This window comes from Sediminibacterium soli (assembly GCF_009939225.1).
In the GTDB taxonomy this organism is placed as follows: Bacteria; Bacteroidota; Bacteroidia; order Chitinophagales; family Chitinophagaceae; genus Sediminibacterium; species Sediminibacterium soli.
In genome coordinates, this window is record NZ_JAACJR010000008.1 from 1,234,972 (window position 1) to 1,248,542 (window position 13,571).

General features: G+C 49.9%; 15 protein-coding genes. 5 read left to right on the plus strand and 10 right to left on the minus strand.

Features of this window, described 5'->3' with window-relative positions; all coding sequences use genetic code 11:
- Positions 1-13 precede the first annotated feature (13 nt).
- The 8 genes from GWC94_RS12445 to GWC94_RS12480 form a co-directional block, all read right to left on the minus strand.
- Positions 14-514 carry an NADH-quinone oxidoreductase subunit NuoE family protein gene (locus GWC94_RS12445; RefSeq protein ID WP_161835342.1) on the minus strand — a complete coding sequence of 167 codons (501 nt, stop codon included), beginning with the start codon at positions 512-514 and terminating at the stop codon, positions 14-16.
- Between the two features lie 100 nt (positions 515-614).
- Positions 615-1,841, minus strand: coding sequence for an NADH-quinone oxidoreductase subunit D (locus GWC94_RS12450; protein ID WP_161835343.1), 1,227 nt, complete (start codon positions 1,839-1,841; stop codon positions 615-617).
- A gap of 121 nt (positions 1,842-1,962) precedes the next feature.
- The gene (locus GWC94_RS12455) at positions 1,963-2,547 is read right to left on the minus strand and encodes an NADH-quinone oxidoreductase subunit C (RefSeq protein WP_235918526.1); all 585 of its coding nucleotides are present in this window, start codon (positions 2,545-2,547) and stop codon (positions 1,963-1,965) included.
- An 11-nt stretch (positions 2,548-2,558) separates the two neighbouring features.
- A complete protein-coding gene (locus GWC94_RS12460) occupies positions 2,559-3,149 on the minus strand; it encodes an NADH-quinone oxidoreductase subunit B (RefSeq protein ID WP_161835344.1) in 591 nt (196 codons plus the stop codon).
- A gap of 111 nt (positions 3,150-3,260) precedes the next feature.
- Positions 3,261-3,662 (minus strand): NADH-quinone oxidoreductase subunit A, encoded by a 402-nt coding sequence (locus GWC94_RS12465; protein ID WP_161835345.1) that lies wholly within the window; start codon positions 3,660-3,662, stop codon positions 3,261-3,263.
- An 82-nt stretch (positions 3,663-3,744) separates the two neighbouring features.
- A complete protein-coding gene (locus GWC94_RS12470; protein ID WP_161835346.1) occupies positions 3,745-5,586 on the minus strand; it encodes a tetratricopeptide repeat protein in 1,842 nt (613 codons plus the stop codon).
- A gap of 24 nt (positions 5,587-5,610) precedes the next feature.
- On the minus strand, positions 5,611-6,537 hold the full coding sequence (locus GWC94_RS12475; protein ID WP_161835347.1) for a PstS family phosphate ABC transporter substrate-binding protein: 927 nt from the start codon (positions 6,535-6,537) through the stop codon (positions 5,611-5,613).
- Between the two features lies 1 nt (position 6,538).
- The gene (locus tag GWC94_RS12480; protein ID WP_161835348.1) at positions 6,539-6,772 is read right to left on the minus strand and encodes a hypothetical protein; all 234 of its coding nucleotides are present in this window, start codon (positions 6,770-6,772) and stop codon (positions 6,539-6,541) included.
- Between the two features lie 210 nt (positions 6,773-6,982).
- On the opposite strand from GWC94_RS12480, the gene GWC94_RS12485 reads away from it, so the two are divergent.
- The 3 genes from GWC94_RS12485 (at position 6,983) to GWC94_RS12495 (ending at position 9,583) form a co-directional block, all read left to right on the plus strand.
- Positions 6,983-7,450 carry a low molecular weight protein-tyrosine-phosphatase gene (locus tag GWC94_RS12485; RefSeq protein ID WP_161835349.1) on the plus strand — a complete coding sequence of 156 codons (468 nt, stop codon included), beginning with the start codon at positions 6,983-6,985 and terminating at the stop codon, positions 7,448-7,450.
- Positions 7,451-7,572: 122 nt separating this feature from the next.
- Entirely contained in the window at positions 7,573-8,943 is a 1,371-nt protein-coding gene (hisS, locus tag GWC94_RS12490; RefSeq protein ID WP_161835350.1) for a histidine--tRNA ligase, read from the plus strand.
- A gap of 142 nt (positions 8,944-9,085) precedes the next feature.
- Complete coding sequence (locus GWC94_RS12495; protein WP_161835351.1) at positions 9,086-9,583, plus strand: hypothetical protein; 498 nt, start codon at positions 9,086-9,088, stop codon at positions 9,581-9,583.
- A gap of 69 nt (positions 9,584-9,652) precedes the next feature.
- On the opposite strand, the gene GWC94_RS12500 is transcribed toward GWC94_RS12495, so the two are convergent.
- Both GWC94_RS12500 and GWC94_RS12505 read right to left on the minus strand, forming a co-directional pair.
- Positions 9,653-10,033: a hypothetical protein gene (locus GWC94_RS12500; protein ID WP_161835352.1), complete on the minus strand. Its 381-nt coding sequence runs from the start codon at positions 10,031-10,033 to the stop codon at positions 9,653-9,655.
- Between the two features lie 171 nt (positions 10,034-10,204).
- Positions 10,205-11,398: a thiolase family protein gene (locus tag GWC94_RS12505; RefSeq protein WP_161835353.1), complete on the minus strand. Its 1,194-nt coding sequence runs from the start codon at positions 11,396-11,398 to the stop codon at positions 10,205-10,207.
- A 153-nt stretch (positions 11,399-11,551) separates the two neighbouring features.
- Between GWC94_RS12505 and rlmN the strand changes: the two genes are divergently transcribed.
- Both rlmN and GWC94_RS12515 read left to right on the plus strand, forming a co-directional pair.
- The gene (gene rlmN / locus GWC94_RS12510; protein ID WP_161835354.1) at positions 11,552-12,592 is read left to right on the plus strand and encodes a 23S rRNA (adenine(2503)-C(2))-methyltransferase RlmN; all 1,041 of its coding nucleotides are present in this window, start codon (positions 11,552-11,554) and stop codon (positions 12,590-12,592) included.
- 225 nt (positions 12,593-12,817) lie between these two features.
- Positions 12,818-13,465: a hypothetical protein gene (locus tag GWC94_RS12515; protein ID WP_161835355.1), complete on the plus strand. Its 648-nt coding sequence runs from the start codon at positions 12,818-12,820 to the stop codon at positions 13,463-13,465.
- Positions 13,466-13,571: the final 106 nt, after the last annotated feature.

The following is a 13,571-nucleotide window of genomic DNA, read 5'->3' on the forward strand; positions in this document are numbered from 1 at the left end:
TGATTATTGGTTTTTAATTATTGGCTGCGGCACTGCTACGGCATTCGGCAATGATCGCATCTACTTTGTCTTTGGTCAGGTGTTCGCGGAAATGTTTTCCAAGCTGCATCATGGGGGCATAACCGCAGGCGCCCAGGCATTCCACTGTTTTCAGTGTGAACATCCCATCGGGTGTTGTCTCACCCGGTTTGATACCCAGTTTTTCGCCGATATAGGCAATGATATTATCGCTGCCGCGCAGCATACAGGGACCTGTCTGGCAAACTTCGAACATATATTTACCAACCGGTTTCAGGTTGTACATACTGTAGAAGGTAGCCACTTCGTACACCTCGATAGGGTTCAATTGCAGCAGTTCGGCCACATAATCCATGGTCTCGCTGCTAAGCCATCCGCCAAAACTCTCCTGCGCCAGGTGCAATACGGGCAGCAGCGCACTTTTCTGTTTCCCCTCCGGATAGCGGGCAACAAGCCGGTTGAATTCCTGTAACTGTGTATCGTTAAACTTGGTCATATTTTGAAAATTTGTGAATTTGAAAATTTGAAAATGCTTTCAGCATATGTCAACCTGAAAAAACATTTTCAAATTAACACATATTCAAATTTTCAAATGACTACCCATCCATCTCTCCCGCAATCAGGTTCAGGCTGCTCATGGTTACGATGGCATCGCTGAGCATGCTGCCTGTTACCAGTTCGGGATAGGCCTGGTAGTAAATAAAACAGGGCCTGCGGAAATGCAGTCTGAACGGCGCACGGCCGCCATCGCTGATCAGGTAAAAGCCCAGTTCACCGTTGCCGCCTTCCACCGACTGGTACACTTCGCCCTTTGGCATATCCACTTCTCCCATTACGATTTTGAAATGCCAGATCAGCGCTTCCATTTTCGTATACACATCTTTTTTCTCGGGCAGGTAATACTCCGGTGTATCTGCATGGTATACGTTGGCCTCTCTGCCTTTGAATTCCTGTACTTTTTTATACGCCTGTTCGATAATGCTCAGGCTCTGCCACATTTCTTCGTTGCGGACCAGGAAGCGGTCATAGTTATCGCCTGTTTTACCAACAGGTATGATGAATGCAAAATCCTGGTAGCTGCTGTACGGACTGTGAACACGCACATCGTAATCAACACCTGCGGCGCGAAGGTTGGGACCGGTAAAGCCATAGCTTAGTGCGCGTTCTGCACTGATGGCGCCGCCGCCGATGGTTCTTTCCATGAAGATGCGGTTGCGCGTGAACAGGTTTTCAAACTCCTTCAGCACTTTGGGATACTCGTTCAGGAATTTCTCGAGTTTCGCAAACGCTGTATTTGTGAAATTCCTTTCAAAACCGCCAATACGCCCAATATTAGTAGTAAGACGGGACCCGCATACTTCTTCATATATCTCATAAATAAGTTCGCGATACTGCATTACATACAGGAAGCCGGTATAAGCGCCGGTATCCACGCCCACGATAGAATTACAGATCAGGTGATCCGAAATACGCGCCAGCTCCATGATAATGATCCGCAGGTAATCCACCCGCTTGGGTGTTTGCACGCCCAGCAGTTTTTCGCAGGTGATATGCCAGCCCATGTTGTTGATAGGACTGCTGCAATAGTTCAGCCTGTCTGTCAGCGGCGTGATCTGGTACAAAGGTCTGCGCTCCGCAATTTTTTCAAATGCGCGGTGGATATAACCCACGGTAGACTCGGCAGAAACGATGCGTTCGCCATCCAGTTCCATGATGTTCTGAAACACACCATGCGTGGCAGGATGCGTTGGTCCCACATTCAGCGTAGTCGTCTGCTTCTCAATCGAGCCCTCCGGCAATTTGATATGATGCTGCTCTGTCATTTTCTGTTATTGCTGTTCAGTTCCTTATCTCTCTCTGTCCCTGCTCCCCCACTCCTTACTCTTCTGTTCCTTGCTCTTCTGTTCCTTGCTCTTCTGTTCCTTGTTCCTCCGTTCCCCACTCCTACCCTCTTCCAAACATCTCATCATCCTTATCCACCCTGGTCTGGTCTTCGAGCGGGTATTCTTTACGCATAGGGAAATAGTCCATTTCGTCTACATTCAGGATGCGTTTCAGGTTGGGATGACCCACGAAGTTCACCCCGTAAAAATCAAAGGTTTCTCTCTCCATCCAGTTGGCTGCCGCAAACAGTTTGGATGCCGTGAATACATCGGGCTGCGCCACGGAGGCATGCACCCTGAAGCGTATGCGCACATTGTCCTGCAGGTTATGCAGGTGGTATACAACCGCCAGCTCCCTTCCCGCATCATCGGGGTAATGCACCGCACAGAGATCGGTGAGGAAACGGAAATTAAGCGATGGCTCGTCAAAAAGGAACTGCATCACTTTCAGGTTATTTTCTTTGGCCGCTTCAAAGCTGAGCATACCATAGGATTCTTCAAAATGAAAAACGGCTTCTCCGAATTTCTCAGTCAGCTTCTGTTGTATGGTCTCGTTGGTCAAAGCCATGTTGTTTGCCTTGGTCCATGGCCCATAGTCCATGGTGATAACATTGTAATAAAAACGCTTCCATGGGCTATGGGCCATGGATATGTTGACTATTGTATGCCGTAACTGTTCATCAGCGCTTGGTACTGCTCGCTGTTTCTTCTGCGGATGCTTTCCTGGCCCACCAGTTTCTGCACGTTCATGATACCATCCAGTATCGCTTCGGGACGTGGCGGGCAACCGGGCACGTATACATCCACCGGGATGATCTGGTCGATACCCTGCAGCACGCTGTAGGTATCAAAAATACCGCCGCTGGAGGCGCATGCCCCTACGGCGATCACCCAGCGGGGCTCTGCCATCTGCAGGTATACCTGGCGCAATACGGGGCCCATTTTTTTGGCGATGGTGCCCATTACCATCAGCAGATCGCACTGCCGGGGCGAGAAACCAACCCTTTCGGAACCAAAACGCGCCAGGTCGTAATGCGAGCCCATGGTGGCCATGAACTCGATACCGCAGCAGGACGTGGCGAACGGCAGCGGCCAGAGCGAATTTTTGCGGGCCAGCCCAACCACATCGCTCAGTTTGGTGGTAAAAAATCCTTCCCCGGTATATCCTTCCGGCGCTTCTGCTACAGATACGGCGCCCGCGGTATCTGCTTCTATGGGGTGAATATTGAATCGTACGGGACGAGGCATAATGTTAATTGATCATTAATAACGGGTAATCAGTCATCAGTACAAGGAGTGTGCTTGGTTTCCGTGCTAACCGTTGATTATCGATTATTAATTGTTAATTATTAATTTTTATCAGTCTTCCCACTTCAGCGCACCTTTCTTGATGATGTATATAAACCCGGTAAGGAAGAAAGCTACGAACATAAGCACCGCGCTGAAACCTGCCCATCCCAGTTCGCGGAAATTGACCGCATAGGGATAGAAAAAGATCACTTCCACATCGAACAGTACGAACAGGATGGCAACGAGGAAATATTTGATGGCGATGGGCTGGCGTGCCTCGCCATGGTTTTCGATACCGCTGGCAAATGTCTCGAGTTTATCGGCCGTTTTCCGCTTAGGCCCCAGCCAGGCAGATACGGCGATCATGGTGAGCACAAACCCGGCTGCAAATACCAACTGGATACCTATCGGGAAGTAATTGTCAGCAGAATTGGATGTATTCACATCCGCCAGGAAGTTTAGCCAGCTCATGATTAGAATAATATGGCGCAAAAATAAGCCAGCGAAGGATATAAAAGAAAAACTCCCCGATTATGGGGAGTTTTTCAGGGGTTTATTTTGAAGATTTGCTGTCTTTGGCGGTTGAACTACGGGTACTGGTAGACCCGGACGATTTTTTGCCCTGGGGCTTGCTGTAGTAATCTATTCTTTTTTGCACTTCGGCTTTGGCGCTTTGTGCGTATTTGTTATTCTCATCGGCCGGATCGGGGTACAACTGCATCATACGATCGGTTGTTTCCACCACTTTCTGGGCCGTTGCCAGGTATTCGTCAACCACAGACGTACGTGTACCGTCTGAAGTTACCTTGAAATTGGGGTCATCGCTCAGCGTGGCCATTTTTTTCAGGTAATACTTCATAATATAGTACTCGTTAATAAATACGTCCTTTTTGTTCTTTTCCTTGTCTTTTGTCAGCAGCGCTGAATCCAGGAACATGATCGCCGGTACACCGGTACCTGCCAGTGTATCAGGGTCACCCGCCACCGCGGCTCTCCGCAGGAAGCTGTAGGGCTGTGCTTTTTCAGGATAGGCCTGCAGGTAAGCTTTTGCCAGGCTGATGGTCTGCGGGTAATCTTTTGATGCAAATGCCGCGTTTGTAATGGTGTAGAACTCAAACTCTCCCATGGGGCCGCCCCTCAGATTCGCCTGCTTCTGCAGCCATTCGATCTGCTGGGGGTACATTTTAGCCTTGCCGAACAGGGTGGCTGCCTGGCCCATATAGGCGATCTTGTTTACTTTGGAAGTATCGCTGGCAATCGCTTTTTCCAGGTAAGAAACCGCCTGTGTTTCGCTGCCGGGGAACTTGGAGAACACTTTCACCGCCAGGTCATAATCTTCGGGTTTGATCTCGCTGGCAGGGTTGGCAAAATATTTTTCCAGGCTGGCTTTTGACTGAACCGAATCACCCATCCTGTCGTAGTTCAATGCATAGAGGTAATAGATGGCAGGAAATTTATCCGCACCGCCAATAGAAGCTTCGGCCTGTTTCAGTTTGGCCACACTCTCGGCATTATTGCCTGAACGGAACAGGTATTCGGCTACGAACACCTCGTTTTTGGCATCCTTATCTGCTTTGGTGATGTATTTATCCAGGTATTCCTTTGCCTTGTTTACGTCTTTGGCAGCATAATAGCTGTACAAAGCGTGGTATGCCAGCGGAAATTCCGGATCGGCGGTAATGGCATTGTTGAAATACTGCTCGAACAGATCTTTGTTGTTCTGGCTCTGGTAGATCTTACCGATACGGTACAGGGCAAACGCATGTTTGGGATCGATGGTAGCTGCCTGCTGGAAAGCTTTTACGGCTTCTCCACCATTTTCGCCGCCCATTTTCAGGTAATTGATACCCATATTTACATAGATCTCCGCATTGGCGGGATCGATGGCGGCTGCCTGTTTCAGTTTGTCAACGGCATACACATTATCGCCTTTGCCTGCGGGTGCATAGGCATTGGCGCGGCCGATCGCATTCAGCACTCCGGCATTGGCCCTGCCTTTGTTCCTGCCCTTGGTTTCGGTGGAGGCGGTGATGGCCTGCTCGAATTTCTGCTTGGCGGCATTCAGATCGCCACCCTCCAGTATTTCCACATGACCCATGCCAACAAGCAACCAGGGATCGCTCCCGATTTCGCCCAGGCCTTTCTGGTAAAGGTTTTTTGCTTCCAGCAACTGTGCGGGAGATACCGGCGTAGAACCGTCGGTAGCCAGGTAAGCCTGACCCAGCCAGTAAATGGACTGCGGGTCTTTGGGATTGGCCGCATAGGCTTTTTGCAAAACATCCTTCGCACTGGCATTTTTACCATAGTTCAGGTATTTGATGCCGTCGGCCACCTGGGCCGTCAAACACTGTGCAGCAATCAGTGCTGTCAACATCAGAGAAACGATCTTCTTCATTGTTCGGGTTGTTTATAGTTATTGTTAATCCGCATTCTTAATATTCCCTTTCCTGCTCATAAATCCCATTTTCGCAGGTGCCAGGAATGCCCTTCTGAAAATCAACTGTCCGCGTTCAAGACTCATAAAGTTCATAAAGCCCGTCCCCAAACGGTTTGTGTTTTCTTTCAGGATATAAAACAAGGGCCGTGCCAAAGGGTATTGCCCATATGTTATAGTTGACTGTGAAGGTTTCGCAAATTCTTCCTTGTCTTCACAGCTAATGCATTGCACCAGTGCCAGGCGTATCTTGTTACGGTACGCCAGCTGCTTGGGATCGTACAAATCTCCCACCCAGCTCATGCCCACAAAACCGATGACATCGGGGTTACCGGATACGATGTCGATCACTTTCTCGCTGTTTTCAGCAGCCACCACATTTGCACCGAAAGACGCACCTTTTAACAAACTGTCCTGCAGGTAGCGAACCGTACTGGTTGCATTCCTACCATCCATCACCGCCGTCAGTTTGTGTCTGCCGCTGAGGATATCCTTCAGCGCCGCAATGGTGAACACACTGTCTTTCGCGTCCCTGTTTACCACCACCGCTATCGCATCAAACGCCAGCACGCCGTATACCGGCTTGAATTCGAGTCTTGCCTTGTACGCATCTTCTTCTTTCTCCGTCAATCCCTTCGCCACAATGATCATGCGTGTGCTGTCAGACTGCAAATCCCTGAAACAAGCTGCTTCCGATTTATAGGAAGCAATGATATTGGTGTTGGGAAAAGAAGAATGGTAAACCTGCAACTGTTCTTCAATCACCGGTTTAAAACTTTCATCAACGCTGATACGGATGGTGCCTTTCTGGGGCGTGTCTGGCGCTTCTCCCTTTTGTGAAGAATCGCCGCAGGAAACAAAGAACATAGCTACCAATCCGGATACTACTGTAAGAAGGTATCTTTTTTTCATCTTATCCCTGACGTTTGATACCCCTGTACAATCTGAACCCGCCGTATAGCAAACAGATACCGCCGAACATATACCGGAACATCGGATCGATACCTTCAAATTGTGTCAGCTTCAACTGTTCCGCAAACAGCATCACCACGGCCATGCTGAGGAACAATACTGCCATCACCAGGTCATAAGTCATCCTCATTACCATATAGCTTTTCTGCTTTCTCTCTTCAAAACCTGAATTCATAGCGTTTCCTTTATAACCCGGGAGGGGCAATTTAAAAAAATATTTCAATTCCCGCGTGATCCAGTCGGCTGTCAATTTTTTAGATCCGGTCATTTGACAGTAAGATGCCCGCCCCGTTTATTTCCATAAACACCGTGCCGCGGATGCTAATAACTGTTAGCAGATTTAACAGAATCGGGGCCGCAGTGCAAACCCATTATCTTTGTGTTCATGAGATTACTGATGGTATGTCTGGGTAATATCTGCCGCAGCCCGCTGGCGGAAGGGATCATGAAGAACCGGGCGGCAGCGGCCGGTCTCGACTGGGAAATCGACAGCGCGGGCACCGGCGGCTACCATATCGGGGAGGCGCCACATGTTCTATCACAAAAAGTGGCCATGTGCAATGGCATAGATATCAGCGCACAACAATGCCGGCAGTTCCGGAAAGAAGATATAGACAGGTTCGACAGGATACTGGTCATGGATCTCGACAATTACCTGGAAGTAAAACGCATCAGCGGAAATAATTGGGCTGAGGATAAAGTTTCCCTGCTGCTGGATACATTGTATCCCGGTGAAAAAAAAGAAGTGCCTGATCCGTGGTATGGTACCGAAAAAGACTACCATCTTGTTTTTGATATGATCGACCGGGCCTGCGGAAAGCTGATCGACACCCATCTGAAACGGGTAAGCTGAGTATTTTTGTGGCCTGCGGGCGCAACAAAATCTAACAAAAAACTAACGATACACTAACCGAATTTTAAGCGATCCGGCGCCGAAAAACCGCCGGCAGCCACCACATCAACTCATCATCTTTCATGAACAAACCAGGCTTACCACAGGGAACCCGAGATTTCAGCGCTGTCGTTGTCAGAAAGCGCAACCATATTTTCACAACCATACGTTCGGTTTTTGAACTGTACGGGTTTCAGCCGCTGGAAACACCCGCCATGGAAAACCTGGATACGCTGATGGGCAAATACGGCGAAGAAGGCGATAAACTCATTTTTAAAATACTCAATAACGGGCTCGATAACCCGGCCAAGGAGCAGCAGGCAAAAGAAGCCTTCAGCAAAATACTCTCCGGCAAAAGCAGCAGGGATATTACCGAGCGGGCGTTGCGCTATGACCTTACCATCCCCTTTGCAAGGTATGTGGCCATGAATTTCGGGCAGCTCACCCTGCCGTTCAAACGCTACCAGGTGCAACCCGTGTGGCGCGCAGACCGCCCGCAGAAAGGCCGTTACCGCGAGTTTTACCAGTGCGATGCCGACGTGGTGGGCAGCCGCTCTTTATTGAACGAAGTGGAGCTTGCGTATATCTACAGCCAGGTATTCAGTAAACTGAGGGTACCGGTGACCATCCATATCAACAGCCGCAAGGTGCTGGCGGCGCTGGCAGAAATCTGCGGCGGGGAAGACAAAATGATGGACATCACCATCGCCATCGACAAGCTGGATAAGATCGGACTGGAAAAAGTAAAAGAAGAATTATCCGGTAAAGGCCTGAACAGCGGGCAGGTAGCCGTGATAGACCAATACCTGTCAATCGGCGGCGATGAAACGGAGAAAATGACGCAGCTGAAAACACTGCTTGGCGGTAACGCCTCCGGGCTGCAGGGCATTGCGGAAATACAGTATGTGCTTGATCGCTGCAGATCGCTGCCCGCCGGCAGCCGTCTTCAGACAGATTTCACGCTTGCGCGCGGACTGAATTATTATACCGGCATCATATTCGAGGTAAAAGCCAACGGTGTGCAGATGGGCAGTATCGGCGGCGGGGGCAGGTACGACGATCTTACCGGTTTGTTCGGTGTACCCGATGTACCCGGCGTGGGTATCAGCTTTGGCGTTGACAGGATCTACGATGTGATGGAAGAACTGCAGGTGTTTCCGGATGATGTGGCTGCGGGCACACGCGTACTGTTTTTTAACCTGGGCCAAACAGAAAGCGAGAAAGCCTTTGCACTGATGCAGCAGCTGCGTGAAAAACAGGTTGCCTGCGAACTGTACCATGAACAGGCCAAATTTGACAAACAGTTCAGATACGCCGATAAAAAACAGATCCCTTTTACGGTGATCATCGGCAGCAAAGAGGCGGAAAACGGCACCTGCGTGGTAAAAAACCTCGCCAGCGGCGAACAGCACACCATTGCACAGGCGGTCTTGCCGGATTTCTCCTTTCAGTAGTGAAATGCCGGCGTTCTTACGGTAAACACTGCAACGCATTGTTGCAAACAGTCATAAAAACCTGCGAATCTGCGGTCATAGGGTCCAGCAACCAGAATTTGGCATAATATTTTAGGTATTCCGGCAAAACAATCAGTAAGGTATGAAAAGAGTTTTCGGCATTTTGCTGCTGGGTGTTGTTGCATTGGCATCCTGCAGCAAAAAAACTCGTCCCACAACCAGCGTTCCCGCTAAAAAAACAACACCCCCCGTAACGGTGCTCGCCCCGCCGATAAGCGATTCGGTGGTTACCGCCCCCACACCCGTTCCAAAGCCGGAAACACCGGCCATCACGCTTCCCGCCGGAATGGCCCCGATGATCGTGATAGACGATAAAGGCCGTATTGTAACGGCCAAGGAAAAATTACCCGAAGAAGTTGCCGACAAAGTAAACTACAGCCGGATATCAAGGGGATTCAGCCCGGTACAGCGCCAGAACCTGATTTATCGGTTCAAGATGATACCGCCCCGGGTATTGTTCGTTCCCGACCAGCTGGCGTCCAAAGGCGCAAAAGGCACGTATGTGATCTATAAAAAGAAGTTCTGGTACTGGAAAAAAGAGGATGGTCTTTTTCACCTCGATGAAACCTATTACCAATAGGCTGGGAATAACGAATACCGATCGGAGTTCATTTCGACATTCGATATTCCTTGTTCAATATTCGTTATTCTATCTCGTATCCGCTTCCTCCCGTCTTCTGATCAAATATCCCGTGGGTTCGGTCTTTTTCCCTTCGAGCAGGTAGCCCCTGGCATCGATAACGATACCGCTGATCTTTTTCTGCTCATCGCGCCTGAAAACGGCAAGTCCCTGGAAGGAAACGATCGAAAATGTATCGGCGGCAATACGGTTGAAATCGGATTCGCCCGCAGAAGAAGCGATCAACAGACCGTTGCTGCCCATAGACACCACCACCTGCGCCACCACGCTTCCTTCGGGAAAAACATAGGTGCCAACATAGGGTCTTAGCAGTGCGGTATCAACTTTGGATTGGGCCTGTGTACACAGAATGGAGAACAGCAGGATAAACAGTGTAAGGATTTTTTTCATAGCAGTGTCGTTGTTACCGAATATACGATTATATGACGGAAGACGGTATTGCTATATTGTTACATTGCGGTATGGTTGCATTGTATTGCTGAGGATTACGCTGTGGCGATGTGTAACAATTAAGCTATTCAACCATACAGCAATGCAGCAAGCAACAATTCAGCCATCTCCCTACAGCCCCTCGTACACGATCGCCGCACCCTGTCCAACACCTACACACATGGCGGCAAGGCCGTATTTTGTTTTCCGCCTGCGCATTTCGTGCAGTAAGGTGGTTGATATACGGGCTCCGCTGCAGCCCAGGGGGTGTCCGAGTGCAATGGAGCCACCGTTCACATTAACGATGGATTCGTCGAGCCCCAGGTCGCGGATACAGGCGATGCTCTGGGAAGCGAAGGCCTCGTTCAGTTCTATCAACCCCATATCCTGTACGGTAAGTCCAGCGCGCAGCAGGGCTTTCTGTATGGCGGGAACAGGGCCGATACCCATAATGGCCGGATCAACACCTGCCACCCCCATGCTCACTATCCTGGCCACCGGTTCCAGGCCGAATTCTTTCACGGCTTCTTCGCTGGCCAGCAGCAGCGCCGCCGCGCCATCGTTGATACCGGATGAATTGCCTGCCGTTACCGTTCCGTCTTTTGCAAAAGCAGGTTTCAGCGAAGCCAGTTTCTCGATCGATGTCTGGCGCGGATGCTCGTCCTGGTTAAACCAGGTGATCAGCCGGTCTGCGATCATTTCTATGGCAACGATCTCCTCCTCCCATTTACCCGCCTCGAGTGCCGCAAAATATTTCTGCTGCGAGGAGAAGGCAAACATATCCTGTGCCTCGCGGCTGATCTGCCATTGCCGGGCAACATTTTCCGCTGTTTCGCCCATGCTGAAAGGCGGGTACATCTCGGCCAGCTGTTTATTGGTAAAGCGCCAGCCGATCGTGGTATCGTAGGTCTCCTGCTTTCTGCTCCAGGCCCCCTCGCTTTTGGCGGTAACAAAAGGGGCGCGTGTCATGCTCTCCACACCCCCTGCCAGGTACAGCATCCCTTCTCCGCACCGGATGGCCCTTGATGCATCCATAACCGCCTGCAGACCGCTGGCGCAAAGCCTGTTTACGGTATTACCCGCCACCGTAACCGGTAAACCGGCAAGCAGCGCCGCCATCCGGGCCACATTGCGGTTGTCTTCCCCGGCCTGGTTGGCAGCGCCGGCGATCACGTCTTCGATGGCTGCGGGGTCTACCTGCTGGTTGCGCTGCAGCAGCGAGGAAAGGGTATGCGCCAGCAGGTCATCCGGCCGGATGGTACTCAATCTTCCCCCGTAACGGCCGATAGGTGTTCTGACAGCATCGATAATATAGCAGGTTTGCATGGTTGCGTTTTTTAAAAAGCAGCGAAGGCTATGTGTAAGAAGCAAAGAAGTCGCTCATTACCAACCTTCACTAAAACATCCCGCAAAGGAAAACAAAACGTTACAATCTGTGAAATCGGGTAAAAACGGCTGCGTTGGGGTTATCTTTGCGCCATGGATACCGGTTTACCCAATATACGCCATGCCGCAACTGCCGAGCTGGAGAAATATTTTGAATCGATAGGAGAAAAGAAATTCCGCCTTAAACAGGTGCAGGAATGGCTTTGGCAGAAACATGCGCATCGTTTTGAGGATATGACCAACCTCAGCAAGGGACTGAGAAGCCAGCTGGCGGCGCATTTTTCTCTCCCGGCATTACAGACAGACCTCACGCAGCACAGCGCCGACGGCACCGTCAAAAGCCGTTTCAAAACATACGACGGACACCTGGTGGAAGGTGTGCTGATACCCACGGACGAACGTAAAACGGCCTGTGTGTCCTCACAGATCGGCTGCAGCCTGAGCTGCAGGTTCTGCGCCACCGGGTATATGGAACGCAAGCGGAACCTGAGTTATGACGAGATATACGACGAAGTGGTGCTGATCAACCAGCAAAGTGAAAAAGCCTACGGTAAAAAACTCACCAATATTGTATTCATGGGTATGGGCGAGCCCCTGCTCAACTACAATAATGTACTGAAAGCCATCGAACGGATATCGGCGGAGGACGGTTTGTTCATGAGCCCGAAAAGGATCACCGTTTCCACCGCCGGCGTGGCCAAGCAGATCAAAAAACTGGGTGATGACCAGGTACGTTTCAAACTGGCTTTATCGCTTCATGCCGCCAACGACGAGAAACGGAATAAGATCATGCCCATCAACGAAAGCAATAATATCAGAGCGCTTGTGGATGCGCTGAATTATTTCTACAGGAAAACCGGCAACGAAATAACGCTTGAATATATCCTCTTCAAAGACCTCAACGACTCGGAAAAAGACGCGCAGGAACTGATCAAGATCTACCGCCAGGTTCCCGCAGACCTCGTTAACATCATCGAATACAATCCCATCGACAATTTCCAGTTCACCAAACCGGATGAAGACGCCGTGCAGCAATTCATGCAAACCCTGGAATCGAACCGCGTCAACGCCCGTCTGCGCAAAAGCCGCGGCAAAGACATCGATGCGGCATGCGGACAGCTGGCGAATAAGTAATTTGAAAATTAGATCATTGGACAATTTGAAAATAGTGATGGCATTGCTATATGGCTTAATTGTTAAACAACAATGTTACCATTTAGCAATGTAACCATTCAGTCATTTTCAAACCTGCCTGCCGGTAGGTGGGTTTTCAAATTATCCTTTAACATTTGTTTACATCTTCCGCTTAAACCTCCCCTTTCTCCCCTGGTCTTATCTCCAAACAGTAAAATAAAGACCATGAAAAAAATGCTGATAGCTGCCGGAGCGCTGGTATTGATTGCGGGCGTATCGCAGGCACAGACAACAGAGAACAAAGACAAAACCATTGAGCACCACAGACATGGCGGGTTCAGGCAGGGTAAGGATTTTGGAAAAGACCTTAACCTGAACGAAGACCAGAAAAAACAGTTCAAAGAGATCAACGACAGTTACCACAAACAGGTCATCGATATCCGCAATAACAAAAGCCTCAGCGCCGACGAAGTAAAAGCAAAAACACAGGCTTTGCGCAAAGAGCAGTTCGGCAAAACACAGGCTGTTCTGACAGCAGAGCAGAAAGCGATCATTGCCGAAAAAAGAAAAACCACCGGGGGCAGGGAATTTCATAAAGGAAGAACAGCGATGCAGGAGGGCAGACACGCCGGCCAGCTGAAGGAAAAACTCGGTTTATCCGACGACCAGACCGCCAAACTCGAATCCAACCGCCAGGCTTTTCACGAAAAAGCAAAAGCTATCCACGGGAATGCCAGTCTTACAGATGAGCAGAAAAAAGAGCAGGTAAAAGCACTGGCCAGGCAAAACCACGAAAGCATGAGGTCCGTCCTTACCCCGGCACAACTTGAAAAATTAAAAGCTGGACGAAAACATAAAAATGGTTCTAAATAAGCATGGGTGATTTTTGGTGAGGGAGCAGGCGATGAGCCTGCTTCTTTTGTTAGATAGACTATCGAACAGGGAATAACGAACAAGGAATATCGAATGTCCGGGGGAC

Excerpts from the sequence above, each read along its gene's own strand:
- GWC94_RS12470 (WP_161835346.1), bottom strand. The coding sequence starts at position 5,586 with ATGAAGAAGATCGTTTCTCTGATGTTGACAGCACTGATTGCTGCACAG.
- hisS (WP_161835350.1), top strand. The coding sequence starts at position 7,573 with ATGAACAAACCAGGCTTACCACAGGGAACCCGAGATTTCAGCGCTGTC.
- GWC94_RS12450 (WP_161835343.1), bottom strand. The coding sequence starts at position 1,841 with ATGACAGAGCAGCATCATATCAAATTGCCGGAGGGCTCGATTGAGAAG.
- GWC94_RS12460 (WP_161835344.1), bottom strand. The coding sequence starts at position 3,149 with ATGCCTCGTCCCGTACGATTCAATATTCACCCCATAGAAGCAGATACC.
- GWC94_RS12455 (WP_235918526.1), bottom strand. The coding sequence starts at position 2,547 with ATGGCCCATAGCCCATGGAAGCGTTTTTATTACAATGTTATCACCATG.
- rlmN (WP_161835354.1), top strand. The coding sequence starts at position 11,552 with ATGGATACCGGTTTACCCAATATACGCCATGCCGCAACTGCCGAGCTG.
- GWC94_RS12465 (WP_161835345.1), bottom strand. The coding sequence starts at position 3,662 with ATGAGCTGGCTAAACTTCCTGGCGGATGTGAATACATCCAATTCTGCT.
- GWC94_RS12515 (WP_161835355.1), top strand. The coding sequence starts at position 12,818 with ATGAAAAAAATGCTGATAGCTGCCGGAGCGCTGGTATTGATTGCGGGC.
- GWC94_RS12505 (WP_161835353.1), bottom strand. The coding sequence starts at position 11,398 with ATGCAAACCTGCTATATTATCGATGCTGTCAGAACACCTATCGGCCGT.
- GWC94_RS12485 (WP_161835349.1), top strand. The coding sequence starts at position 6,983 with ATGAGATTACTGATGGTATGTCTGGGTAATATCTGCCGCAGCCCGCTG.
- GWC94_RS12480 (WP_161835348.1), bottom strand. The coding sequence starts at position 6,772 with ATGAATTCAGGTTTTGAAGAGAGAAAGCAGAAAAGCTATATGGTAATG.
- GWC94_RS12500 (WP_161835352.1), bottom strand. The coding sequence starts at position 10,033 with ATGAAAAAAATCCTTACACTGTTTATCCTGCTGTTCTCCATTCTGTGT.
- GWC94_RS12495 (WP_161835351.1), top strand. The coding sequence starts at position 9,086 with ATGAAAAGAGTTTTCGGCATTTTGCTGCTGGGTGTTGTTGCATTGGCA.
- GWC94_RS12445 (WP_161835342.1), bottom strand. The coding sequence starts at position 514 with ATGACCAAGTTTAACGATACACAGTTACAGGAATTCAACCGGCTTGTT.
- GWC94_RS12475 (WP_161835347.1), bottom strand. The coding sequence starts at position 6,537 with ATGAAAAAAAGATACCTTCTTACAGTAGTATCCGGATTGGTAGCTATG.